A 23,924-nucleotide genomic window follows, 5' to 3' on the forward strand; every position below is an offset into this window, starting at 1 on the left:
AGGTTCCTCATGGCAACAATCAAGGATGTCGCGAAAGAAGCCGGCGTATCGGTCGCGACCGTCTCTCGCGTGATCAATAAATCACCGAAAGCAAGCCAATCTTCTATCGATGCAGTGACGCAAGCGATGAGTAAGCTTGGCTATCGCCCTAACGCGGCAGCACGTGCACTCGTCAGCCAAAGTACCAATACGATGGGCGTGCTGGTAAGCGATGTCTCTGACCCATTCTTCGGCACCATGGTCAAATCGGTTGATAACGTGGCAAGAGAAAATGGGAAGCACATTCTGATTGGCAATGGCTACCACAACCCAGAAGACGAACGCCAAGCGCTAGAGTTGCTGATTAATAGCCGCTGTGAGGCGATTGTGATCCACTCTAAAGGCTTATCAGATGAAGAATTGATTGGCTACGCCAAAGAAGTTAAAGGCATGGTGTTGATCAACCGCCATATCCCAGAGTTGGCAGAGCGTTGTATCTCTCTTGATAACCGCAAGGGGGCATACTTAGCGACGGAATATTTGATTCGTCATGGTCACACCAAGATTGCTTGTATCGCCTCATCCCATGACATCGAAGATACCGACGAGCGTTTACAAGGTTACCAAGCAGCACTGAAAGATCACGATATTGAGCTATCAAAAAGCTATGTCGAATATGGCGAGCCAAACAGTGACGGCGGCGAAACAGCCATGACCAATCTGCTGACCAAATCACTGGCAATCACTGGCGTGGTGGCTTACAACGACTACATGGCAGCAGGCGCACTGGCGGCATTAGACCAAAACGGCATCGACGTACCAGAAAAAGTGTCTATGGTTGGCTTCGACGATGGCTTAATTGCTCGCTTCGTCAACCCAAGTTTGACCACGATTCGTTACCCAATCGAAATGATGGCAGAGCGTGCTGCGCGTTTGGCGTTAGCGTTATCGCGTGATGAACAAGTGGAAGATGACACCATCATCTTTAGCCCGACTTTAGTGCGCCGTAATTCGGTGGATCGTCTTTAAGATATCGCGCTAGTCAGTGCCAAGACAGATTACAAAGAAAAAGCTCTGCCACCGATGTGACAGAGCTTTTTCTTTTTGGGTGTTTGTAGAGAACGTTATTTTGCCAACTTTCGATAAGCTTTTGACCTACTGTGAGCAAAAAGCCTACGGTAACCCAAAAGCTCGAAAATGCTCAGTCTACCTAGAAAGCAAACTGATAAGTGGTGCAGAAGCGGTACTCTTGTTCAGGCTCAAGAATACAGCTTGGCTGTACCCACTCAGCATGGTTTGGCGAATCTGGTAAAAACTGGGTTTCTAACGCCAAGCCCGAGTAGTCTTGGTATTCCCCGCCACGTCGATTTGGTGCACCCGCTAACCAGTTGCCCGTATACAATTGCATCGCAGGTTTGTTGGTCACCACCGACAAGTGCACTTTTTCATCTGGAGAAACCACCAGCACAACGGGTTTTGAAACGTCGCGATGAGCATCAAATAGATAGCTGTGGTCATAACCTTTCGCTGCAATCTGCTGCTCATCTTGTAAGAAATGCTCCGATACTGACTTTTCATTTCTAAAATCAAAGCCTGTTCCTTTCACATCTTGCAATGTCCCCAAAGGAATACCGGCCTCGTTAGTTGGTAGATATTGATCTGCTGCGATGGTTAAACGGTGAGAACGGCAATCCAAATCAGCTTCCGCACCAAGCAAATTAAAGTAGGCATGGTTGGTCAAGTTGATCGGTGTCGCTTTATCTGTCTTAGCGAAGTACGCAATGCTCACTTGGTTATCATCAGTCAGCGTATAGGTCACTTGCACTTCTAGGTTGCCCGGAAAACCTTGGTCGCCATCTTCAGACAACAAAGAAAACGTCACTTGCTGTTCGGACTGAGACTCATTCTTCCAACGACGTTTATCAAAACCTTCTTCACCACCATGCAGAGAATTACCCGCTTGGTTAGTAGACACTTGAAATACTTCGCCATTCACTTCAAAAAGACCATTGGCGATGCGGTTTGCGTAGCGACCAACAGTGACACCCATGTAACCCTGTTGCTGCATGAAACTCCCCATCGTCCCCACTCCGAGAAGCACTTCACGCAACTCCCCATTCGCCAAAGGTAAACGACAACTCAGCCATGTCGCGCCAATATCCATAAAGGTGACGCTCATGCCTGTGTTATTTTTCAGTTCGACCACGTTGGCAGGCGCGCCATCAAAGGCGGCCTGCTGTGTCATCGTGATAGTTAATGGCTCAGTCATCTCTCGCTCCTACTGCGTCTTAAAGCACTTTGAACTTAAAGCAATTTTGCACTTAAAGTACTTCGACTAGACCAGCGCCGTTTTTCGCTTGGCACACGTAGATGGATTCTTTTAGACCCGTTGCTGCTTGGTACTTCGTTTCTACCGTTGCTTTCACTTCGTCAACCAATGCTGGCGGTACAATTGCAACGATACAACCCCCAAAGCCGCCGCCTGTCATGCGCACGCCGCCTTGCTCGCCAATCACTTCTTTCACCATCTCAACTAACGTATCGATTTCTTTGACGGTGATTTCGAAATCATCACGCATGGACGCATGAGACTCAGCCATCAGTTCCCCCATACGCTTCATGTCGTGTGCGCGAAGTGCTTGCGCCGCTTCTACCGTGCGATCGTTTTCTGTGATTACGTGACGAGCACGTTTTGCTACTAGCTCATCAAGTTCAGAGACTTTCTCGTTGAACTGTTCAATGGTCACATCACGCAGTGCTTTCACACCGAAAATGCGCGCCGCTTCTTCACACTGCTCACGACGTGTATTGTATTCGCTGTCTACCAAGCCACGTTTTTTGTTTGAGTTGATGATCACCACCGCCATGTCTTCAGGCATTGATACCGCTTCAGTTTCTAGGCTACGACAATCCAACAGCATAGCGTGGTTTTCACGACCTTCTGCCGAAATCATTTGGTCCATAATACCGCAGTTACAACCAACGAATTCGTTCTCTGCTTGCTGGCCGTTTAGCGCAATTTCCGCTTGGCTGATTTCAAGATTGAACAGCACTTTGAATGTTTGACCAATCACGACTTCCAACGCTGCCGACGAGCTTAAACCCGCACCTTGAGGCACGTTACCGCTAACAGAAATATCCGCACCAGAGAATTGGTAACCACGAGCAAGAAGACACTTCACCACACCGCGAATGTAGTTCGCCCACATTTTGTCTTGCTGGAATGTGATTTCTTGCGTGATGTCGAATTCATCAACGGCGTTGCCGTAATCCACAGAAACGACGCGTACTAGGTTGTCTTCACGCTTCGCTGCCGCCACAACGGTTTGGTAGTTGATCGCACATGGCAGTACGAAACCGTCGTTGTAGTCAGTGTGCTCACCAATCAGGTTTACACGACCAGGCGCTTGAATAATGTGGCTTGGTGCGTAACCCAGCACTTGTTCAAAAGAGGTTTTCACATTTTGGATTAGATCAGACATAGGGGCGTTCTCTTAAATTATAAATTTGGTATTGGGATAGCGCGTGAGCCTAACTTTCTATCCGTAAAGTCGCGCTATCCCGTTATTCGTTATCAGTCTACTTTGAGGCGTTATTGCTCTTTGTAGTGCACATCGCTTAGGTCACGCAGACGCTGCGCCGCTTGTTCTGCGGTTAGGTCGCGTTGGCTTTCTGCCAGCATTTCATAACCAACCATGAACTTACGAACCGTTGCACTACGTAGCAGTGGCGGATAGAACAACGCATGCAGTTGCCAATGGTCGATATCGGTACCTTCTTCAAAGAACGGCGCGTAATGCCAGCCCATTGAGTAAGGGAAAGAGCATTGGAATAGGTTGTCGTAACGGCTAGTTAGCTTTTTGATTGCAACCGCAAGGTCATCACGTTGCTCATCGGTTAGCTCACTCATTCGACGAATATGCGTTTTAGGAAGTAGCATGGTTTCGAATGGCCACGCCGCCCAGTAAGGAACAACAGCAACCCAATGTTCAGTCTCAACCACTGTGCGTGAACCATCTTTAAGCTCAGCTTGCACGTAATCCACCAGCAAGTTGCTGCCATGCTCTTGGTAGTAAGCTTTTAAGTTGTGTTCTTTACGTTCGATTTCGTTTGGCAAGAAGCTGTTTGCCCAGATTTGACCGTGTGGGTGAGGCTGAGAACACCCCATGGTCTCGCCCTTGTTCTCGAATGCTTGAACCCAAACGTAGTCTTTACCCAGCTCTTCGATTTGATCATTCCACGTGTCAATCACACCACGGATTTTGTCGACCGGTAGCTCAGGCAAAGTTTTGCTGTGATCAGGCGAGAAACAGATCACTCGGCTCAACCCGCGTACACCTTGCGTTTTGAACAATGGGTTATCTGACTCAGGTGCATCTGGAGAGTCCACCATCAGTGCTGCGAAGTCATTTTGGAACACATACGTACCTTGGTAATCTGGGTTTACATCACCAGAAATACGCTCGTTGGTTGGGCAAAGGAAACACTTCTCGTCGTAGCTTGGTAGCTCATCAATTGCAGGTTTCTCGTCAGCGCCACTCCAAGGGCGTTTTGCACGATGCGGTGACACCAAAATCCACTGACCCGTTAGTGGGTTGTAACGACGGTGTGGGTGATCCACTGGGTTAAATTCAACATTCGACATCTTACTTACTCCACTTTTTCGCTTTTGGTGTCAGAACCAAAATTCATCAATCTGCTTGCTAGAGATTCCCTACTCCGCTCGTCCCTCGCTCTAGGGAATGACAAAGCTCATAGCTCAACGTTGTCATTCCAGAATCGAGGCACGAGATGTCTGGAATCTCTAATTCTTTAGTAACCTTGCGGGTTGTTTGACTGCCACTTCCACGTATCTGCCGTCATTTCCGCAACACTGCGCGTCGCTTTCCAGCCAAGGTCTCGCTCCGCTTTATCTGTACTTGCCCAGCATTCTGCAATGTCACCCGGGCGACGAGGACAAAGCTCGTAAGGCACTGGATTACCGCAAGCCGTTGCGAACGCTTCTACCATCTCAAGCACACTAGAGCCTTTGCCCGTGCCTAGGTTGTAAATGTGCAAACCAGCTTTTTCACCTACCGATTTCAGCGCTGCGATATGGCCGTCTGCCAAATCCATCACGTGGATGTAATCACGCACGCCTGTGCCATCCGGCGTTGGGTAGTCATTGCCAAATACCGACAGTTTTTCGCGGCGGCCTACTGCCACTTGCGCGATAAACGGCATCAAGTTGTTCGGGATGCCCTGAGGGTCTTCACCCATAGTGCCCGATGGATGCGCACCAACTGGGTTGAAGTAGCGCAGCAAAGTCACGCTCCAGTCGTTTTCTGCGTTGAACAAATCGCTCAAGCACTCTTCCACCATGTACTTGCTGCGACCGTATGGGTTAGTGGTCGCCCCCGTTGGAGAGTCTTCCGTAATCGGCACAATGTCAGGATCGCCGTAAACCGTTGCCGATGAGCTAAATACAATGCTTTTCACGCCCGCTTTACGCATGCTGCGCGCCAACACCAATGAGCCATTTACATTGTTGTCGTAGTATTCCAATGGTTTCGCGACAGATTCGCCCACCGCTTTCAGGCCAGCAAAGTGAATCACAGCTTGAATGTCATGCTTGGCAAATACTGAGTCCAAAAAGGCTTCATCGCGAATGTCACCTTGGTAGAAAGCCGGCTGCTTACCGGTTAGCGCTTCAATGCGGCTTAACACTTCCACTTTGGCATTACACAAATTGTCGACAATGATTGGCTCCATACCTGCTTCAATCATCTGTACACATGTGTGACTGCCGATGTACCCCATACCGCCTGTGACAAGAATTTTCACTTTTGCTTCTCCACTTTTGCTGCTCGATGCTTGGAAATTGGTTGAGCCTGATCACCAAGCAAATTCGCTCACCTCTTAACTGGCTAAAAGTCTACCAATCAAAACCGATCCAGATCCGTGATCAAATTCAAACTAGTGTAAACGTTTCCACAAAATTACATCACGATTCAGAATCAGTAAAAATAAAGAAAATTGGGTTAGAGCAGAAAAATGGGAAAGATTTATGACACTTACATGTATAAACGTTTACACAATGTAAGAAAAACATGGTGATTCACGCAAACCAGAAAGATGATTTTCCGCAATCGATCCCTGACATTGCTCTTACAAAACGAGAGATAAAGCCCGCTACAGTAGCCCCGCCTCAAATGTAACCATTTGTAACAGGGCTTATTCCACAGTCTTTTCCCTCTCTTGGGGCAAACAGAAAACTGAAACCGCATCAAAAGAGCTATTCATGTTACGTAAGCGAAACGAATTTCGAGATCATACCCAGGAAGTGAGGTTGTTTAAGAACCGTGCCATCGTCGCCTTTATTGGCATGGTCATTTTATTAGGAGGGCTGGTCGCCAACCTATACAACTTGCAGGTTAATCACTTTAAAGACTACCAAACCCGCTCTAACGATAACCGAATCAAGATACTGCCTATTGCGCCTACTCGCGGCCTCATCTACGACCGAAATGGCGTATTGCTTGCGGAAAACCGCCCCATTTACAATCTTGATATGATCCCCGAACAAGCAGGCGATCCGGATGCACTTATTGAAAAGTTGCGTCGTTACATCGATATCACACAGGAACAAGTCAAATCTTTTAAAAAGCGCTATAAACATACTCGCCGCTTTCGCTCTGTTACGATCATGAATGAGCTTAATGAAAAACAAGTAGCGCGCTTTTCAGTCCACCAATTTGAGTTTGATGGCGTCTTTGTCTCCGCCGATCTCAAGCGCTTCTACCCTTATGGTGCAGAGTTAACGCATGTATTGGGCTACGTTTCTCATATCAATGATCGAGACTTACGCCGCCTTGATGAAGAAGGCAAATTACAGAACTACCAAGCAACACAAAACATCGGAAAGCTAGGCGTAGAACGTTACTACGAAGACACTCTACACGGCACCAAAGGCTACGAAGAAGTCGAGGTAAATAGCCGAGGCCGAGTGATCCGTACCATCCAATATGTGCCGCCTATTCCAGGCAAAGACATAGTGTTGAACCTAGATATTGAGTTGCAAGAGTATGTCTATAAAGAGCTAGACCATCGTCAAGGCAGCGCAGTCGTACTCGACCCAAGTGACAACAGCGTACTCGCTATGGCATCTAGCCCAAGCTACGATCCGAATCCATTTGTAAACGGTATTTCCAGCAAAGCCTACAGCGCTCTGTTGAACGATCCGGCTCACCCTTTGGTTAACCGCACTACATTGGGCGTTTACCCACCCGCTTCAACCGTAAAACCTTTTATGGCAGTGGCTGGGCTCGAAGAGCACGTAATCACACCAAATACCGTACGTAACGATCATGGCACTTGGCGCATTCCTGGCTCGAAACCTAACTCAAAAGCATGGCGAGATTGGAAGCGCTGGGGCCACGGGGATGTTGACGTCACCAAAGCCATTGAGGAATCGGTTGATTCGTTCTTCTATCAAACCGCTTTTGACCTTGGTATTGACCGAATTTCTGCATGGATGAACCAATTTGGTTTTGGTTTGCCTACGGGTATCGATATTTACGAAGAAAGTAGCGCCAACATGCCAACTCGAGAGTGGAAAATAGCACGCCACCGCACACCTTGGTATCAAGGTGATACCGTGCCTATCGGCATTGGGCAAGGTTATTGGACGGCAACACCAATGCAAATTGCAAAAGCGACTTCCTTCCTCATTAACCATGGAGAAATGAAAGCCCCGCATCTACTCAAAGCCGTGATTGAGCACGGTGAAAGTTTTGAAAACCAAGTCAAGGTCACGCCAAAAGACTTACCTCCTATCGAAGGTGTCCCTGATGAGTATTGGGATATTCCAATTAACGCGATGCGCTTAGTAAACAATGGAGCTCATGGCTCAGGTCGCCGCGCATTCAAAGGAGCGGAATACAGCAGTGGTGGTAAATCGGGGACAGCGCAGGTGTTTGGCCTGCGCAAAGACGAAGTCTACAACTCGAAAAAGCTCGCTAACCACCTGCTTGACCATGCGTTGTTCACTGCGTTTGCACCGTACGACCATCCGAAATACGTGGCGACTGTCGTCATTGAGCACGGTAACGGAGGTTCAAAAGTAGGTGCTCCGTTCATTCGTCATGTATTTGATCACCTACTGGTCGACCCAGATAAAACCAAAGGTAAAAAGTCTTAGGTTTAACCTTATCGCCTTGCCGCTTATGTTAAGTGGCAATAATAAACAATAAAGTCCGACCGGATTGTCCTAGCCGCTCGGGCTTTTGTTTGCTTAAAACTCCTCTTCTCGCGCTGATATCTTCATCTCACTCCTCGCACAGTTTTACTAAAAATTTGTGCATCTATAAGTAGCTGTTTACAATGGGGGGATTATTGCTTTTTCTCACTGGGACAGTGAGCTTTGCCTACGGGAAGTATACATGGCAACATTAAAAGATATCGCTACCGAAGCTGGCGTCTCACTCGCGACCGTATCGCGGGTGTTAAATGACGACCCAACCTTGAGCGTAAAAGAAGAAACCAAACACCGCATCTTAGAAATCGCAGAAAAGCTGGAATACCGCACCAGCAGTTCCAAAAAAGCCACCAAAGAAGCGAGACAAAAACACCACTTTTTAGCCTTGTATAACTACAAGCAAGAAGCCGAGGTGAACGACCCTTATTACTTGTCGATTCGTCACGGGATTGAAACCCAGTGTGACAAATTGGGCATTACGCTAACCAATTGCTACGACAGCATCATCGATGTAGAAACGCAAAAGATCACCGGTATCCTTCTGGTCGGTAAAACTGACAGCGCCGTGATTCGTAAATTGCCTAAACGTCTTGCTGACAGCATTTGCTACATCGACTTCTCTGACAGCGATAGCACATACGACTGTGTTGATATCGATCTTGGGCGAATCAGTAAACAAGTGGTCGACTTCTTTGTTGAACAAGGCTACGAACGGATTGGTTTTATTGGTGGTCAAGATGAACCAAGCACTGCAGACATTCGTGAAAATGCATTTGTAGAATACGGCAGCTTGAAAGGCGTGGTGTCAGAAGACGATATTTATCGCGGCGATTTTTCTAGCCTCTCGGGCTACGACTTAGCCAAAGCGATGTTAGCAAAAGGCGATTTTCCTAAAGCGCTCTTTATCGCTTCAGACTCGATTGCAATTGGTGTTTTACGCGCGATTCATGAATTCGGTTTGAACATTCCACAAGACATTGCCCTCATCAGCGTCAATGACATTCCAACCGCCCGATTTACCTTCCCACCACTCTCAACTGTGCGCATTCATTCTGAGATGATGGGTATTCAAGGGGTAAATTTATTAGTAGAAAAATACCGCGACGGTCGCGCACTGCCTCTACAAGTGCATGTACCGAGCAAATTAAAACTCCGCGGTACCACTCAATAATTCCCTTCACATTATCAAATTTATAAAGCACTGAATATTCAGTGCTTTTTTATTGTCCCTTCTTTAAATCTAGCTATTTTTTATCCACTTTACCTAAGAAATCGACTTGGGATGCCATTCCTTTATCCTGATCACATCTTGTTCAATGATCGCTCGATAAAACGTGACCAAGTTAAAGTTAAACGTTTTCACCAATTTATTTTAGTAAAATTTTTACTAATATCTTTTCCCAGATAATTCATCACTCTTTTTCAAATGACATCGGCTGCATTTCTTTTGGATAGCTTCAAGCATTGGACTCCTCCTTTGCCTGCTACCAAACTAAGCCGAGGGGAGAACAAACGTGAACAATTGGGAAAACTTCCTTCAACTGCATGAGAACCGTATGGCACCACGTGCTTACTTCTTCTCTTACGATTCAATTAAAAACGCACAAACATTCCAACGAGAACTTAGCAGCCGCTTCAAACTGCTAAGTGGTCAATGGACATTCAACTACTTCACCAATCCTCTCTTGGTGCCAGAAGAGTTTTACTCGCAAAAAATGGAAGAATGGGGACAAATTACCGTTCCAAACATGTGGCAAATGGAAGGTCATGGCGACCTTCAATACACAGATGAAGGCTTCCCATTCCCTATCGATGTGCCTTTTGTTCCGACAGATAACCCGACAGGCGCTTACCAACGCACTTTCACTCTGGGTGAAAAATGGAACGACAAACAAACCGTCATCAAATTTGATGGCGTTGAAACCTACTTCGAAGTTTACGTAAACGGTCATTACGTTGGCTTTAGCAAAGGCAGTCGCTTAACCGCAGAGTTCGACATCTCTTCTTACGTACAACAAGGTGAAAACTTACTGTCTGTACGTGTGATGCAGTGGGCAGATTCGACTTACATTGAAGACCAAGACATGTGGTGGACAGCGGGTATCTTCCGTGATGTTTACCTTGTCGGAAAAGAGCACGTTCACGTCCAAGATCTAACTGTTCGTACTGATTTCGCCGACGATTACCACAGTGCCACCCTAAGCTGTCAAGTTGAGCTAGAAAACCTGTCGGCTACGGTTGCGTCTGGTTACACGCTGGAATACACGCTACAAGACAAAGGCACTGTGGTTGCAAAAGGCCAATGTGATTCACTGACAATCCAAGACAACAGCCAAGCAAGCTTTGCCATTGATATGGTCAACCCTGTCCATTGGACAGCAGAGAATCCATATCTTTACCAACTGTTTATTACGCTAAAAGACGCACAAGGCAATATTGTCGAAGTGATTCCGCAACGTGTTGGCTTCCGCGACATTAAAGTGCGTGACGGTCTGTTCTACATCAACAACCAATACGTAATGCTGCACGGTGTAAACCGTCATGATAACGACCACCTAAAAGGTCGCGCTGTTGGCATGGATCGCATCGAGAAAGACCTGATCTTGATGAAACAACACAATATCAACTCAGTTCGCACCGCGCACTACCCTAACGACCCACGCTTCTACGAGCTGTGTGACATTTACGGCTTGTTCGTAATGGCAGAAACCGACGTAGAAACCCACGGCTTCGCTAACGTTGGCGATCTCTGCCGCATCACCAATGACCCAGCATGGGAAAGTGTGTTTGTCGATCGCGCAGAGCGTCATGTTCATGCTCAAAAGAACCATCCTTCCATCATCATGTGGTCACTGGGTAATGAGTCTGGTTACGGCTGCAATATCCGCGCGATGTACAGCGCAACTAAGGCGATTGATGACACTCGCTTAGTGCACTACGAAGAAGACCGCGATGCAGAAGTGGTTGACGTCATTTCAACCATGTACTCACGTGCTCAGCTCATGAACCACTTTGGTGAACACCCGCACGACAAACCTCGCATCATCTGCGAATACGCACACGCGATGGGTAACGGACCTGGCGGTCTGACGGAATACCAAAACGTGTTCTACAAACATGACCACATTCAAGGTCACTACGTTTGGGAATGGTGTGACCATGGCGTATTAGCGCGCGATGAAAATGGTCAAGAGTTCTACAAGTACGGCGGCGACTACGGCGATTATCCAAACAACTACAACTTCTGTATGGATGGTTTGATTTACCCAGATCAAACGCCGGGACCAGGCTTAAAAGAATACAAACAAGTTATCGCACCGGTGAAAATCCATGCGGTGGAAGGCACAAAAGATCGCTTTACCATAGAGAATAAATTGTGGTTTACCAACCTTGATGATTACACCATCACTGCAGATATCCGAGCGGAAGGTGAAACGCTGCGCAGCGTGCAGTTCAAGGTCGAAGAGCTTGTAGCGAACAGCGCACGTGAAATCACGATTAACCTGCCAGAACTGGACGAACGCGAAGCCTTTATTAACTTCACCGTGCGTAAAGACAGTCGAACTCTGTACAGCGAAGCAAACCACGACATCGCGATCTACCAGTTCCAGCTAAAAGAAAACACAGCACGTGAAGCCGAGTTTGTTAACCACAATGCGCAAGAGTTAGTGACGACAGAAAGCCGCTTGGAACACGTGATTGAAGGTCACAACTTCGCGCTGACCTTCTCTAAAGTCAACGGCAAGCTGACCTCTTGGCGCGTCAATGGTGAAGAGCTGATTCAGTCAGAGCCTAGACTGAACTTCTTCAAGCCAATGATTGATAACCACAAACAAGAATACGAAGGTTTGTGGCACCCAGCACACTTGCAAATCATGCAAGAGCACTTCCGCACGCTGCAAGTCGAAGTAACGGATGAATCGGTTTCAATTACGACCACCAGCATCATTGCACCACCGGTGTTCGATTTTGGCATGCGCTGTACCTACCGCTACCAAATCAACGCACAAGGTCACTTGAATGTGGAAATGAGCGGTGAACGCTACGGCGATTACCCACACGTAATCCCTGTGATTGGCTTGGATTTGGGCATCAACGGCAGCTTTGACCAAGTCAGTTACTACGGTCGTGGTCCTGAGGAAAACTACCAAGACAGTCGCCAAGCCAACTTGATTGATGTTTACCACAGCACGGTAGCTGACATGTTTGAGAACTACCCGTTCCCACAAAACAACGGCAACCGCCAACACGTTCGTTGGGCATCACTAACGAATCGTCACGGCACGGGGTTGTTGGTGAAACCACAACAAGAAATCAACTTCAGCGCGTGGTTCTACACCAACCAAAACCTGCACGAAGCGCAACACACCATTGAGCTAGAAAAGAGCGGCTACATCACGCTCAACCTTGACCATCAAGTGATGGGACTGGGCTCAAACTCGTGGGGAAGCGAAGTGCTCGACTCATACCGCGTGTACATGGATGAATTCCGCTATGGCTTAACGCTGATGCCGCTTCAAGTTGGCGATTGCAGTGCACAAGCCATGGCAAACCATGATTTCGACAATGCGTTCTTCACTCAATCCAATACTCAAACAGCAAACGAGGCGTAATCCATGATCGTGTTAGACAACTTAGACCAATTCAAAGTCGTGTACCGCAATGGGCGTAAATGGCAGCGCTGTGTCGAAGCAATTGAGAACACCGTAAACCTTAAAGATAGCGTGATGTATTCCATCGGAGACTCCTTGGTTTACATGATTCAAGACGGCACAAAACAAACTGAAATGTTTGAAGGCAACCGCCGCTACTTCGACGTGCATTACTACCTTGAAGGTCGCGAAACGGTGGAGTTCGCTGACAAGAGAAACCTACAACCTGAGCAAGCTTACCAAGATGAAACTGACCGCGAGTTCCTTTCCGGCCAAGGGGATACTCGTGAGCTTTGTGAGGGTCAGGTAGCGATTTTCGATAACACCAAAGCCTACCGCTTCCATGGTGATAACCGCGTTAGAAAGGTCGTGCTGAAAGTCACTATCGAAGATGGCTACTTCTTGAATAAATAACAAAAGCAAAGAACAAGAGAAGGGCTGCGCTCACAGCAATGCAAGCCCTTCCTCCCTACAATTCCAACGTGATTCATCGGAGATAGAAAATGTCTGAATCCAAACGTAATACGATAGGCAAATTTGGGTTGTTGTCCCTTACCTTTGCCGCGGTCTTTAGCTTCAACAACGTAATTAATAACAACATTGAGATCGGTCTTGCTTCAGCGCCAATGTTCTTCTTGGCAACCATTTTTTACTTTATTCCTTTCTGTTTGATCATCGCAGAGTTTGTATCGTTAAACAAAGACTCGGAAGCCGGTGTGTATGCATGGGTAAAAAGCTCACTTGGCGGACGTTGGGCGTTTATCTCTGCCTACACCTACTGGTTTGTTAACCTATTTTTCTTCACGTCATTGCTACCACGCGTTATTGCTTATGCGTCATACGCGTTCCTTGGCTATGAATACATTCTGACCCCACTCACCACAACAGCACTGAGTATGATTCTGTTTGCGTTCGCAACTTATGTATCAACTAACGGCGCGAAGATGTTGGGTCCAATTACCTCAGTCACTTCTTCTTTGATGCTGCTACTGACTATGTCGTACATCCTGCTTGCTGGCGCTGCATTAGTCGGTGGAGTTCAACCTGCTGACCCAATCACAGTAGAAGCCATGGTGCCAGACTTTAGCTGGGCATTCCTAGGCATTACCACTTGGATCTTTATGGCTGCAGGCGGTGCTGAATCGGTGGCGGTTTACGTAAACGACGTGAAAGGCGGCTCAAAGTCTTTTGTTAAAGTGATCATCGTTGCAGGTATCTTCATCGGCGTACTTTACTGTGTCGCTTCAGTGCTGATTAACGTATTCGTACCTAGCGAAACACTTAAATACACGGGTGGTTCTGTACAAGTATTTGAAGGTTTAGCGGCGCACTTCAGCTTGCCTGAAATATTGATGAACCGATTTGTAGGCTTAGTGTCGTTTACCGCGATGTTCGGCTCTCTGCTAATGTGGACTGCGACACCAGTGAAAATCTTCTTCTCTGAAATTCCAGAAGGTATCTTTGGTAAGAAAACCGTAGAGCTAAATGAAAACGGCGTGCCTGCTCGTGCTGCTTGGTACCAATTCCTTATCGTTATTCCACTTATGATCATCCCGACTTTGGGCTCGAACACAGCGCAAGATCTGATGAACACGGTCATCAACATGACGGCTGCGGCTTCAATGTTGCCCCCACTGTTTATCATGTTGGCTTACCTAAACCTACGTCTAAAACTGGACCATCTAGAGCGTGATTTCAAAATGGGCTCTCGTATGACAGGTATCACTGCGGTTTCTGTGCTTATCGTTATCTTTACTGTGGGCTTCCTAGCGTCAACCTTCCCAACTGGCGCAGACATCATGACGATTATTTTCTACAACGTTGGTGGCATTGTGATTTTCCTTGGTTTTGCTTGGTGGAAGTACAGCCAATACGAAAAATCACTCGACCAGGAAGAGCGCGCCAAAGAAGCAGCGCCAGCAACTCAAGCAATGTAAGCCTTACATATAACGCTTGATAGCACCTGACCACATTCGTCAGACCAAGGGCACCCATCGGTGCCCTTTTTTATACCCAAGTAACCTCGAGATGCTAGGTTCAGCGAGAGTGCGTTGAAGTAACGATATCTGCCACCAGCTGACGTAGCCACGTCCCTTTGTCTTCATTGTTACGACTGGTGTGCCACAGCATAGCAATATCAAAATCGGCAACCGCAATCGGCGGCTGCACTGACACTAAGCCATCTGAAAACCCTTCTGCTGATGCCATTTTTTCCGGCACAATGGCAATCAAATTACGTTGTTTAAGCAGATTACGGATCGTCAAGAAGTTACGTGAAGCTACTGTTACCTTGCGGCTTAAACCATGTTCCGCGAGTTTTTTGTCTACCTGGGTACTTAAACTGCCATCCGGGCTCACCAAGGCTTGTTCAATATTGGCAAATGCTTCAATCGATAATTCAGTCTCACCGTTTAAAACCTGCTTATCGCATAGGCACACATGCTTTTCAGTGTAGAGATATTGGCTATCAAAGTTGTCATCGAGTACGGGCATGCTACCAAGAATGACATCGAGCTTGTCGTGTTCAGTAATGGCGACATAGTTGCTACGGTTAACATTGATAAAGCTGATTTGCGCTTCTGGCGCGCGCTTGCGGATTACATCATAAAGCAGAGGTGCGAAGATGAACTCAGCGTAATCGGTAAGACCAATGCGACACACGCCAGTGTAGTTTTCTGGCTGAAACTCGGACTTAGTCAGCAAGTCTTTGGCAATGGTATCCAATAAATGATGCACTGTTGGCGCGATATGATGCGCGTGCTCAGTCGGATCCATTTTATGCCCTTTGCGTTCAAACAAAGGGTCATCAAACAGCGCACGTAAACGCGACAAGCTATGGCTCATAGCGGACTGGCTGACAAAACTCTTCTCGGCAGCCAAACTCACACTGCGATAGCGATACAGATAAGAGAAGGTCACCAACAGATTCAAATCGATGTTACGCCACTGAATATCATCTTTCACAAATTACCCAATCCCATTTCATTCATAGATGAAATTAAAACTATTAATTTGAGTCATCTTAGTACATTTCATACAGTAACTGGAGTGTTATTGGAGATTTAACAGGCTCAATATGTTTACCATTTTTAAAACCTTTTTTTGGCTCGGTTGGATCAGTTTCGGTGGTCCTGCAGCACACATCGGTTACTTCCGCCAAACATTCGTAGAAAAACTCAAGTGGATTGATGATAGCGAATACGCACAAATCGTGGCATTGAGCCAATTTTTACCGGGACCGGGGTCAAGCCAAGTTGGCTTTGCATTGGGTTACAAACGCGGAGGTCTGGGCGGCGCTTGTATGGCGTTTCTTGGATTCACGCTGCCTTCGGTGATCATCATGTTGGCACTTGCAATGGTGAGCAGCCAAATCACGGATACAGCCCTGTTCCAAAACATCGTACACGGCTTGAAGTTACTGGCTGTTGTGGTGGTCGCTGATGCGACATGGGGAATGTACAAAAACTTCTGCCAAAGCAAACTAACAGCAGGATTGTGTGTGGCAACGGCAATAGCGTTATTGGTTGCACCTAGCATCATGACACAAATGTTGGTCTTAGTCGTGGCAGGTTTGATTGGTACCCAATATCTAAAGAAAGAATCGACCACACCAGCAGAGCCGTTCAAACCAACTATCGCTCCACTCGCTCTGTTTGCCGTACTTCTCCTTGGCTTGCCTTTGGTGGCTCACACGCTACCGATGCTGGGGTTATTTAGCGACTTCTTCCAAGCCGGCAGTTTAGTGTTTGGTGGTGGTCACGTGGTTCTTCCGTTGCTGCAAAACATCGTTGGCGATCAGCTCAGCCAAGATGCGTTCCTAACGGGCTACGCAGCAGCACAAGCTGTACCTGGACCGATGTTTACCTTCGCAACTTACATTGGCTATGAGCTATCGGATACACCAATTCTAGGGGCGCTAGTTGCAACACTGGGTGTCTTTCTTCCGGGCTTTTTGCTGTTACTTGGCGTGCTGAAAAACTGGCAAGCTCTAGCTGGCAAACCTGCGGTATCTGGCGCAATTAATGGCGTGAATGCCTCAGTAGTTGGTTTACTCTTAGCGGCACTTTACCAACCAGTATTCACTAGTGCTGTGATTGCTCCGATTGATATCGCGCTGATCATTGCAGGTTTCTACCTACATAAAAAGCTCAATCTATCTGTACTTTGGATGATCGTATTCTTTGTCGCAGCAGGCTGCGTGACTGGTATGATTTAAAACTCAAACTAAAAAGCGCACCATCCGAATAGCTTGGTGCGCTAATTGAGGCTCAAAAAACAGTCCTCTTCTACACCGTATCCATTGCCACTTCTTGGGTTTTACTTTTTACACCGACTTTCCCAACCACAAATTGTGCCACTTTCCAAATCACCACAGTGACAACTAAAGCAACATAACCGTCTACCGCGTAATGCCAAGCAAGGTGTACGGAGGCGATCATAATGATGATTGCAAAACACCAAAGTAAGATTCCCGCCTTTTTGTTGATTTGATACGCCCCCAGAGCCAGCAAAACAGAAGAAGCGACATGCATACTAGGCATAGCCGATATTCCCGCACCTATGTCAGTGCTCCGAGAGGAGTATGACTGCCATAAATACTCTTGAAGCTGTGACGTTTCACCGCCGTATATTTGCAATAACCAAAAAGTATCAACTTGATTCGACAGTCGCTCCATTAAAGGTAAGTACATGGTCTTATCCGGATACAGTAAGTGCATAAAGCATGGCCCGGCTGAGCTCATTGCTACTGCTAAAATGCCCCCAATAAAAAACCAAGTCATAAAGAATGAAAGCAGGTAGGATTGTCGATTGTACTCATTTTTGCAATACCACATGAAGTACAAGAAGCTACCCCAAATCAACAAAAACCAAAGGTTGTAGGCGAAGTTAAAAAACATCGTCCAGTATGGACTAGAAAATAGCTCATGGGTTAATACCCAAGGCGATAAGCCTCCGTGAAGAAAAAGATCCCACTGATAGAACAGCTCATCGAATCTGAAAGCATGAATATCAGGGATGATCTGCTTAAGATAGGTATAGTTTGCTAAACAGATATTGAGCAACATCACCCTTGATATAAAGACAACAACTTTGCTCGCCGGAGATAGCATCCCTTTCAAGGTAATATAATAAGAATAGAATAATCGCTCTTCTTTCTTTATCAGCATTTTGAAGTAGAAAAAGAAACTCCAAGAAAAGAATAATGCTTTCAAACAGATAGACAATCGACCCAAGTAATCACTGAACTGATATTGATAAACAACTTGGTCTTGATAGATGCTATAAACCACATAAGTCACTATGCAAGTTAACAAAACAAAATAATAAAGGAGCTTATCTTTAATAAGCTCTTCAGCAACTTCATTCAAAGAACTGACTAAAGTACGCATAGCTACACTCCTTTAATAATTTCATTGGTTATTGTCAAAAAACAACCGTAGATGTATCCGTACCTTCACGAACCATAGCTAAAGCACGCTCTAAGTTTTTATTGGCCATTTCATAATAGGAAGGGTTCTTATTTATTGCTTGTTGAAGGTAAGGGATAGCTTCATCTGGCTTGCCTTGTAGAATCAAGAAATAGCCCACATTATTCAGCGCTTCGGGCTCACTCATGTGTTTATTAAATATACTCAATGCTTGACGTGGTTGGCCTTTCGCAAGTGATATTAGTCCTAAATTATTGATTGCGCGCTCATTTGATGGACTAACACTCAATGCAGCACTGGTGAAATGTGTCGCTCTGAAATAATCTTCAGTCATATAGTACGAGTAACCAAGACTAACGAGCGCGTTGACGTTTCGGTTATCAATTTCAACCGCTTTTCGAAGCAGCGCTTGGGCTGTTTCGTGATTTCCTCTTACATCAGCTAACACGCCAAGCCCTACATATGACTCACTTGGCGAAGATTCATCAAAACGCAAGCCTGCAACGGACTCTTTAGAGATCGTATCTTTGGTCAAATTAGGCTCTCCCCCTAAGCGGATTTGGTCAGCATTAATAGCTCGCAAGTAATAGCTTTGTCCGACCTCCTTCTTTCCTTGCTTGGTATTTAGTTTTCCTAATTCGGCCAGAGAGCCAATATGATCAGGATTTTCGGCCAGTGATGCTCTAAATGATCTATCGGCCAACTCATAGTTTTCTCTGACTAGATGGATTTTACCTACGGTATAAAGCGTCTTGTCTTTGTGTTGTGCATTGGGGAAAGCAAGCGAGCGGATGTACTCATAGAGAGCAAGGTCGATATTGTTATTGTTCAGTGCTGCATCACCGCGTTGAATGGCTTCCTCCTCGGTTGCCGGAGGTGCATCACTTGTTAAAGACTCTACGGGCTTTCCGGAATACAAGCTCTCATCAAAGTCAGAGTCATTTTGTTGAGAGGAGCACGCTGCAAGTAGTATTACAGCCCCAATTAAAACAGTTTTTCGAATATCCATATCCCCTATCCCTCTTTATAAAAAGGCTTCGGCAAGAATAATTAATGCCGGTCCGACTGCGACAATAAAGAAACAAGGCCAAATACACAGCACCATTGGAAACATCATTTTTACTGGTATCTTTGCGGCCATCTCTTCTAATGCTTGCTGACGCTTATCCCGATAATCTTCTGTATATTCACGTAAAGAGTCGACTATGCTGCCGCCAATACGTGATGCATGGCTGAGCATGCTTACAAGCCCCATGATTTCCTCTACACCCGTTCTTACCACGAGCTCTCTTAGAGCTTCTGGCATTGGTTTACCTGCTTGAATCTTCACACAAACAGTATCAAGCTCATCGGCCAATTCTGGGTGAGAGATGGCTAATTCGTTGGCTACTCGCCTTAATGCAGCGTTAAAACCTAATCCCGATTCGGTACACACCACCAATAAATCCAGCATATCAGCAATACCGGCACGGATATTTTCTTGGCGTTTCTTCACCATCTGTCTTAATGCGATATCTGGAGCAAAAAGCCCTATCGCAACGGCCAGAATCATGTAGGTATAGAGGCGCCCGATATTAGGGAAAACAATGTAAATAAACATGGCGACCAAAAGGCCGATGATAGTGGTAACGGATTTAATAGCGTAAAACAGTGATAACGCATTACGTTGATGAAATCCGGCATGCATCAGTTTGTCTTTGGTCGTTTCTCGCTCTTTTTCACTGCTTGGAGAGGTAAGAGGCGCTAAAGATTCCAAGGTATCCATCATTCTTGCATTTGCTTGTGAGCGCCCTTGTGGCTCTCCAGATAGCTCAGCCAATTTTCTTTTAATTGGAGAGTTCACTCCCATAAGCAAAGAGCCAATCGTCAGAACAACCAAAATCGTCGCGATCATGATGAATGCCATGATGAGTATCTCTTGATCGATATTAATTTGGGCCAGCCAATCTCTTAATTGTTGTTCATTCATAGCTACACCTTCATGCTGACGATTTTTCGGATCCAAAGGGTGCCAATAAACAGCGCAACCATCCCCATCCCAATCAATTTCACACCTGTTGGGGTACTGTGAAGGGGCTCGATATAATCAGGTTTTGAAATGGCAATAATGATGTACATTGCAAACGGAGCCAAAACCAAAATCCATGCGGACATTCGTGATTCTGCTGAAATGGTTTTGATCTTTCTGGTTAACTTAAAGCGAGCTCGAAGAATGCGAGAGAGCTTTTCAATATTCTCAATTAAGTTACCGCCCGTCTCTTTCTGCATCATCACCGCGCTGGCAAAAGCCAACATAGAAATCGTAGGCGTTCTTTCAGTTAGCTGCATAATGGCTAAACGCAAATCATAACCGTAATTGAGGAGATTGAAGGTTTGAAGAAACTCTGGCCCCAAAGGTGCTGGCATTTCACGGCCAACTTCCCCAAAAGCTTGGTTAATCGGTTGTCCCGCTTGCAATACACGCTTAATAATATCCAGAGCTTCAGGTAGTTGCTCTTCAAACTTCATCAAGCGCTGGTCGATTCGTTTTTGAACATATAAATATTCACAAACCCAAATAAGCAGCATAACGGCAATGCAAAGGTACCAAGCTTGACCAAAAAACAGGAACAACAACGCAACTGCCACTCCCCCAAGCAGTGATGCAAATAGAAACTTACTGAATCCAACATTAATGCCCGCTAGCTCAAGCTTTCTTTTAAGGTTGTCAAAGATACCAATTTGAACCAATTGCTGTTCTAACGGACTGAGATCTTTGAGCGCATTTGCTCTCAGCAAGTTAATGCTCTCTGCATCAACATTTTTCCGACTTTCTTTAATTCTTTTGAGCAGTTGCTTCTGCTTTACTTTTTTACCAGCCGAAGGAAGAATCAATGCTTGGCTAATAAATACAACCGACAAAAACAGTAAGAAGAGAAAAATAGGACCTTGGTTTTCCATACTCAACTCCTATAGCTTTTCCTCGGTGAACAGTTCAAATGGTACATCTAGACCACGTTTTATCAGTTGGTCATGGCAACTAGGCACAATACCTGTTGCTACATAATCACCGAGTACGTTACCTTCCTTGTCCACCCCAAGCCTTTGAAACTTAAAGATCTGCGACATAGTAATCACATCGCCTTCCATGCCATTGATTTCTTCAACGCTGACCATACGGCGTTTACCGTCCTCTTGGCGTTCCATTTGCACCACAACATGAATCGCTGAAGCAATTTGGGCACGCAAGTTTTTCGTCGAAACATTCCACCCCGCCATTGAGAACATATTTTCAACTCGTCCTAGTGCGTCTCGCGGGGTGTTGGCGTGAATAGTCGCGAGTGAACCATCGTGGCCAGTATTCATCGCTGATAACATATCAACCGCTTCTGCACCACGTACCTCACCTATAACGATTCGATCCGGGCGCATACGCAATGAGTTTTTCACTAACTCGCGCTGGTTGATTTCCCCTTTTCCTTCAATGTTTGCCGGGCGAGTCTCTAAACGAACGATATGAGGTTGTTGCAGTTGGAGCTCTGCCGAGTCTTCAATTGTGACAATTCTTTGATCTTTAGGAATAAAACCTGAAAGAATATTTAAGGTAGTGGTTTTGCCAGAACCCGTACCACCAGAAATAAGAATATTGAGCTCACCCACCACCGCAGCTTCAAGAAAACGAGCCATACCTTCGGATACAGAGTTTAGCTGGAGCAGATTCTCCATGGTTAAGCGATCGACTGCGAATCGACGAATCGATACCGAAGGACCATCAATAGCAAGCGGTGGGATGATTGCATTAAAACGAGAGCCATCTTTCAGGCGAGCATCAACCATAGGTGAAGACTCATCAATACGTCGCCCCACCTGACTAACAATTCTATCTATAATATTTCTTAGGTGACGTTCGTCGAGAAAAGTGTGTGGTGTTTTCTCCAACTTACCAAACCGCTCGACATACACATCATTATGACCATTCACCAAAATATCTGATATTGATGGGTCATCTAACAGTGGCTCTAAAGGCCCGAGACCAAACACCTCATCTTCTATTTGTTTGATGACACGACTACGTGCCTCAGAACTAAGCGCATGTGTCTTGTCGTCCGAGATCAGTTGAATTACCGCCTCTTTCAGCTCAGTTTTGGCTCTGTCTTCTTCCAAGTGAGAGAGTAAGCCGACATCCAACGTATCAAGCAATTGTTTATGGTAGTAATGTTTAACAGAAAGGTCTTGCTCTAGCTGCTTTTTCTGCTCTTCGATGGCTTTCAGTTTTGCTTCTAGTGGTGAAAGAGATTGATCACTCTCGGTTTCCTGCTCCTCTTGCTCTACAACCTCTTCCTCAAGCTTTACTTCCTCTTCTTGCACTAGTTCAGAAAAACTTGCCCCAACACTTTTTCGTTTAAAAAACATAGCCCCCTCCTTGGCTTATGAGAACAATTTCTTAAACCAGCTTTTTCCATCCTCTTTCGGGTTCTCTAATAAGTGCGATATCTCTGCTAAAGATGCTTTAATCGCACTATTTTTCTTCGATTGAACAATTGGGTTACCTAAATTGGCACACTCTAACGCTAATGAAAAATTATTAGGTACGATATGAATTGACCGTCCTTTAATCGTATCTTCGATATCTTTTACCGATATTTCGGCTTTTTTATCAAATCGATTCACTATAATCTCTATATTGTGGGCGCCAACACTATAATCTAACTCTAAAATTCTAGCGTAGTTGGAAGCATGTTTTATGGAGGTGACATTTTGTTGAACAACCAAAAATACATGAGTTGCCGGAGAAATAATTTGTTGGAATGTATGGTCAATACCATGTGACATATCAACAATGATGTGAGAGTAGAACTGTCTCAACAACGGTAATAACTTACTTATCCCAGCGGCGCATTTGTAGTTATCTTTGATATTTTCTTGATTAAAACAGAGATAATTAAGACCTGAAGAGTGTTTAAATATAAGTGTTTCCAATGATAACTCATCAAGATCAGATAATTGCTCGACTACATCATTAATGCTGTATTTAGGTTTGCAGTTTAAATAATCCGCAGCATCACTAAATTGCATATCCAAATCAACAAGTAAGACTTTACTCTGAACGTAGCTTGCTAATTCAATTGCAGAGTTCAAAGCCAATGTTGTTGCACCAGAGCCCCCTTTTGTATTAATAAATAGCGTCAAATCACCCATTTTTTTACTGAAAATTTTTTCTTCAGCGGTTGTTTTTAAAACTGGGTATATCTCCTCAAAATCAAACTTTTTAGAAAAGTAGTCTGATGCACCAAGCTTTAACGCCATTTTTAGTGAAGCTGTGTCATGCTCTTCACCAAATACGATAAGTGATGTATTGGACTGCTGTAAGTTACTGTCGTTAGAATAAACATGAGCAATTTTCTGTGCCCATCCATCCCCTGTTTCGACATAAACCAAATCCGGAGTTTGCTTACTCTTTACATTTTCTTGAACAAATAACTTTAACTCAATCCACTCAATATTGACGTTTAAGCACTCGGATAACTCAGCGACCATATGTGATTTAAATTCTGACGATGAATAAACGACCCAAACAATTAGATTGGTTTTCAAGGTTTTACTACGATCGCTTGCAATTTTAATTGGTTTCAACACATTGCTACTCCC

18 protein-coding genes are annotated in these 23,924 nt (G+C 45.5%); 7 read left to right on the forward strand and 11 right to left on the reverse strand.

Annotated features, from left to right (window positions below):
- Positions 1 to 9 precede the first annotated feature (9 nt).
- Positions 10 to 1,008 carry a substrate-binding domain-containing protein gene (locus KIV41_RS10260; protein WP_171305667.1) on the forward strand — a complete coding sequence of 333 codons (999 nt, stop codon included), beginning with the start codon at positions 10 to 12 and terminating at the stop codon, positions 1,006 to 1,008.
- 181 nt (positions 1,009 to 1,189) lie between these two features.
- Here the strand turns inward: KIV41_RS10260 and galM are convergent, their stop codons facing one another.
- The 4 genes from galM to galE all read right to left on the reverse strand — a co-directional run bounded on the left by galM (position 1,190) and on the right by galE (position 5,802).
- Complete coding sequence (gene galM, locus KIV41_RS10265; RefSeq protein WP_285336293.1) at positions 1,190 to 2,248, reverse strand: galactose-1-epimerase; 1,059 nt, start codon at positions 2,246 to 2,248, stop codon at positions 1,190 to 1,192.
- Between the two features lie 52 nt (positions 2,249 to 2,300).
- Positions 2,301 to 3,461, reverse strand: a complete 1,161-nt coding sequence (gene galK / locus KIV41_RS10270) for a galactokinase (protein WP_285336295.1) — start codon at positions 3,459 to 3,461, stop codon at positions 2,301 to 2,303.
- A 110-nt stretch (positions 3,462 to 3,571) separates the two neighbouring features.
- Positions 3,572 to 4,624 carry a UDP-glucose--hexose-1-phosphate uridylyltransferase gene (locus KIV41_RS10275; protein WP_009707482.1) on the reverse strand — a complete coding sequence of 351 codons (1,053 nt, stop codon included), beginning with the start codon at positions 4,622 to 4,624 and terminating at the stop codon, positions 3,572 to 3,574.
- A 167-nt stretch (positions 4,625 to 4,791) separates the two neighbouring features.
- The gene (galE, locus tag KIV41_RS10280) at positions 4,792 to 5,802 is read right to left on the reverse strand and encodes a UDP-glucose 4-epimerase GalE (protein WP_285336296.1); all 1,011 of its coding nucleotides are present in this window, start codon (positions 5,800 to 5,802) and stop codon (positions 4,792 to 4,794) included.
- Positions 5,803 to 6,259: 457 nt separating this feature from the next.
- Between galE and mrdA the strand changes: the two genes are divergently transcribed.
- From mrdA to KIV41_RS10305, 5 genes are all read left to right on the forward strand, one after another.
- Complete coding sequence (gene mrdA / locus KIV41_RS10285; RefSeq protein ID WP_285336297.1) at positions 6,260 to 8,158, forward strand: penicillin-binding protein 2; 1,899 nt, start codon at positions 6,260 to 6,262, stop codon at positions 8,156 to 8,158.
- Between the two features lie 241 nt (positions 8,159 to 8,399).
- Positions 8,400 to 9,386 (forward strand): transcriptional regulator EbgR, encoded by a 987-nt coding sequence (ebgR, locus tag KIV41_RS10290; RefSeq protein ID WP_010449947.1) that lies wholly within the window; start codon positions 8,400 to 8,402, stop codon positions 9,384 to 9,386.
- Positions 9,387 to 9,729: 343 nt separating this feature from the next.
- On the forward strand, positions 9,730 to 12,828 hold the full coding sequence (gene ebgA / locus KIV41_RS10295) for a beta-galactosidase subunit alpha (RefSeq protein ID WP_285336298.1): 3,099 nt from the start codon (positions 9,730 to 9,732) through the stop codon (positions 12,826 to 12,828).
- Positions 12,829 to 12,831: 3 nt separating this feature from the next.
- The gene (locus KIV41_RS10300; protein ID WP_252041092.1) at positions 12,832 to 13,281 is read left to right on the forward strand and encodes a beta-galactosidase subunit beta; all 450 of its coding nucleotides are present in this window, start codon (positions 12,832 to 12,834) and stop codon (positions 13,279 to 13,281) included.
- A gap of 89 nt (positions 13,282 to 13,370) precedes the next feature.
- Complete coding sequence (locus KIV41_RS10305) at positions 13,371 to 14,804, forward strand: amino acid permease (RefSeq protein WP_285336299.1); 1,434 nt, start codon at positions 13,371 to 13,373, stop codon at positions 14,802 to 14,804.
- Between the two features lie 100 nt (positions 14,805 to 14,904).
- Here the strand turns inward: KIV41_RS10305 and KIV41_RS10310 are convergent, their stop codons facing one another.
- Positions 14,905 to 15,831 (reverse strand): LysR family transcriptional regulator, encoded by a 927-nt coding sequence (locus KIV41_RS10310; protein ID WP_285336300.1) that lies wholly within the window; start codon positions 15,829 to 15,831, stop codon positions 14,905 to 14,907.
- Between the two features lie 112 nt (positions 15,832 to 15,943).
- Here KIV41_RS10310 and chrA point away from each other — a divergent pair, with 112 nt between their 5' ends.
- Entirely contained in the window at positions 15,944 to 17,083 is a 1,140-nt protein-coding gene (chrA, locus tag KIV41_RS10315) for a chromate efflux transporter (RefSeq protein WP_285336301.1), read from the forward strand.
- Between the two features lie 70 nt (positions 17,084 to 17,153).
- Here chrA and KIV41_RS10320 read toward each other — a convergent pair whose 3' ends face one another.
- The 6 genes from KIV41_RS10320 to KIV41_RS10345 are packed head-to-tail and all read right to left on the reverse strand — an operon-like array spanning position 17,154 to position 23,912.
- A complete protein-coding gene (locus KIV41_RS10320) occupies positions 17,154 to 18,257 on the reverse strand; it encodes a phosphatase PAP2 family protein (protein ID WP_285336302.1) in 1,104 nt (367 codons plus the stop codon).
- 34 nt (positions 18,258 to 18,291) lie between these two features.
- The gene (locus tag KIV41_RS10325; protein WP_285336303.1) at positions 18,292 to 19,305 is read right to left on the reverse strand and encodes a lipopolysaccharide assembly protein LapB; all 1,014 of its coding nucleotides are present in this window, start codon (positions 19,303 to 19,305) and stop codon (positions 18,292 to 18,294) included.
- 15 nt (positions 19,306 to 19,320) lie between these two features.
- On the reverse strand, positions 19,321 to 20,265 hold the full coding sequence (locus tag KIV41_RS10330) for a type II secretion system F family protein (protein ID WP_138955043.1): 945 nt from the start codon (positions 20,263 to 20,265) through the stop codon (positions 19,321 to 19,323).
- 2 nt (positions 20,266 to 20,267) lie between these two features.
- On the reverse strand, positions 20,268 to 21,236 hold the full coding sequence (locus tag KIV41_RS10335) for a type II secretion system F family protein (protein WP_045394001.1): 969 nt from the start codon (positions 21,234 to 21,236) through the stop codon (positions 20,268 to 20,270).
- Positions 21,237 to 21,245: 9 nt separating this feature from the next.
- On the reverse strand, positions 21,246 to 22,688 hold the full coding sequence (locus tag KIV41_RS10340) for a CpaF family protein (protein WP_138942725.1): 1,443 nt from the start codon (positions 22,686 to 22,688) through the stop codon (positions 21,246 to 21,248).
- A gap of 15 nt (positions 22,689 to 22,703) precedes the next feature.
- On the reverse strand, positions 22,704 to 23,912 hold the full coding sequence (locus KIV41_RS10345) for an AAA family ATPase (protein WP_285336306.1): 1,209 nt from the start codon (positions 23,910 to 23,912) through the stop codon (positions 22,704 to 22,706).
- Positions 23,913 to 23,924 lie beyond the last annotated feature (12 nt).

This window comes from Vibrio sp. D401a (assembly GCF_030248515.1).
GTDB classification, from domain to species: Bacteria; Pseudomonadota; Gammaproteobacteria; order Enterobacterales; family Vibrionaceae; genus Vibrio; species Vibrio rotiferianus.

Excerpts from the sequence above, each read along its gene's own strand:
- KIV41_RS10335 (WP_045394001.1), bottom strand. The coding sequence starts at position 21,236 with ATGGAAAACCAAGGTCCTATTTTTCTCTTCTTACTGTTTTTGTCGGTT.
- galM (WP_285336293.1), bottom strand. The coding sequence starts at position 2,248 with ATGACTGAGCCATTAACTATCACGATGACACAGCAGGCCGCCTTTGAT.
- KIV41_RS10260 (WP_171305667.1), top strand. The coding sequence starts at position 10 with ATGGCAACAATCAAGGATGTCGCGAAAGAAGCCGGCGTATCGGTCGCG.
- ebgR (WP_010449947.1), top strand. The coding sequence starts at position 8,400 with ATGGCAACATTAAAAGATATCGCTACCGAAGCTGGCGTCTCACTCGCG.
- mrdA (WP_285336297.1), top strand. The coding sequence starts at position 6,260 with ATGTTACGTAAGCGAAACGAATTTCGAGATCATACCCAGGAAGTGAGG.
- galK (WP_285336295.1), bottom strand. The coding sequence starts at position 3,461 with ATGTCTGATCTAATCCAAAATGTGAAAACCTCTTTTGAACAAGTGCTG.
- KIV41_RS10300 (WP_252041092.1), top strand. The coding sequence starts at position 12,832 with ATGATCGTGTTAGACAACTTAGACCAATTCAAAGTCGTGTACCGCAAT.
- KIV41_RS10325 (WP_285336303.1), bottom strand. The coding sequence starts at position 19,305 with ATGGATATTCGAAAAACTGTTTTAATTGGGGCTGTAATACTACTTGCA.
- KIV41_RS10330 (WP_138955043.1), bottom strand. The coding sequence starts at position 20,265 with ATGAATGAACAACAATTAAGAGATTGGCTGGCCCAAATTAATATCGAT.
- KIV41_RS10340 (WP_138942725.1), bottom strand. The coding sequence starts at position 22,688 with ATGTTTTTTAAACGAAAAAGTGTTGGGGCAAGTTTTTCTGAACTAGTG.
- KIV41_RS10275 (WP_009707482.1), bottom strand. The coding sequence starts at position 4,624 with ATGTCGAATGTTGAATTTAACCCAGTGGATCACCCACACCGTCGTTAC.
- chrA (WP_285336301.1), top strand. The coding sequence starts at position 15,944 with ATGTTTACCATTTTTAAAACCTTTTTTTGGCTCGGTTGGATCAGTTTC.
- KIV41_RS10305 (WP_285336299.1), top strand. The coding sequence starts at position 13,371 with ATGTCTGAATCCAAACGTAATACGATAGGCAAATTTGGGTTGTTGTCC.
- KIV41_RS10320 (WP_285336302.1), bottom strand. The coding sequence starts at position 18,257 with ATGCGTACTTTAGTCAGTTCTTTGAATGAAGTTGCTGAAGAGCTTATT.